Origin of the sequence: Photorhabdus hainanensis, assembly GCF_018448965.1 — a bacterium.
In the GTDB taxonomy this organism is placed as follows: domain Bacteria; phylum Pseudomonadota; class Gammaproteobacteria; order Enterobacterales; family Enterobacteriaceae; genus Photorhabdus; species Photorhabdus akhurstii.
Genome location: NZ_RCWD01000105.1, coordinates 1 through 1,259, shown reverse-complemented (window position 1 = coordinate 1,259; position 1,259 = coordinate 1). Strand labels below are relative to the sequence as shown.

The 1,259-nt window shown below is 50.0% G+C and carries 1 protein-coding gene; it reads right to left on the bottom strand.

From position 1 onward, the window contains the following. Positions 1–1,203: an IS256 family transposase gene (locus EAE92_RS24040; RefSeq protein WP_214069857.1), complete on the bottom strand. Its 1,203-nt coding sequence runs from the start codon at positions 1,201–1,203 to the stop codon at positions 1–3. Between the last annotated feature and the right edge of the window lie 56 nt (positions 1,204–1,259).

The window sequence follows — 1,259 nt, the reverse complement described above, 5'->3', positions numbered from 1 at the left end:
TTACAACGTTATCACATTATCCAAACGTCCTTCAAAGTAAATATAGAGTTGCGACAGCGTTAGATTCCAGCTCTGTATTGGCATTGTCCATTTTTCCTGTGCATTGAGAAGCCCCAGATAAAGCAGTTTCATCAGACTGTTTTCATTCGGGAACGCCCCTTTCGTTTTTGTCAGTTTCCTGAACTGACGGTGGACTGACTCGATGGCATTGGTTGTGTAAATGACCTTGCGGATCCCCGCTGGATAGCGGAAGTAACCCGACAGGTTACCCCACTTACGACGCCAGCTCTGGATGACGACCGGATACTGCTGGCTCCATTTCGCCTCCAGTTCGTCCAGCGCGCTTTCTGCTGCGTCTTTTGAGACCGCACGATACACGGGTTTCAGATCAGCCATGAAGGCTTTGTGGTGCTTTGAAGCCACGTATTTGATGGAGTTACGGATCTGGTGAATGACGCACAGCTGCACCTCCGTTTGCGGGTATATGCTGTTGATGGCTTCCGGGAAGCCCGTCAGACCATCAACACAGGCAATGAGAATATCTTTCAGTCCACGGTTTTGCAGGTCTACCAGCACGGATAGCCAGAAGTTTGCGCTTTCATTTTCAGACAGATACAACCCAAGGATTTCCTTTTTTCCCTCAAGATTGAGCGCTAATACGGTATAGACAGCCTTGCTGACGTAACGACCCTCCTCACGGATTTTGTAGTGGATGGCGTCCAACCAGATAAAGGGATAAATGGCTTCTAACGGGCGCTGCTGCCACTGTTTTAGCTCGGGGAGCACCTTGTCCGTGACGGCGCTGAGGGTGGCGCTGGAAACGCTAAAGGCGTATAGGTCTTCGATTTCTCTGCTGATATCGGTGTAGCTCATCCCGAGGGCAAACAGGCGGATAATCTTCCGCTCTATCTCGTCTGATAACGTGGTCTGGTGCTTCTTAACTAGTTGGGGCTCAAAAGTCCCATTACGATCCCGTGGTGTAGCCAGTTCAAAGCTGCCGGTCGGGGCTTTGAGGGTCTTTTTGGTGGAGCCATTCCTCCGGTTGGCCTCAAGGTCATTAGCCAGATGGGAGTCAAGTTCAGCGGCCAGAGCGGCTTCAGTCAGCTGCTTAATCAATGGGGTTAGGATGCCATTCTTACCGGTCAGTGCCTGACCCTCCTGAAGCGCTTTCAGGGCTTTGTCGAAATCGAAAGATTGAGTCATTTGTCATTCCTTTTTGAGATATATTACTGGAATGACACAGAATTTCTAACACTCCC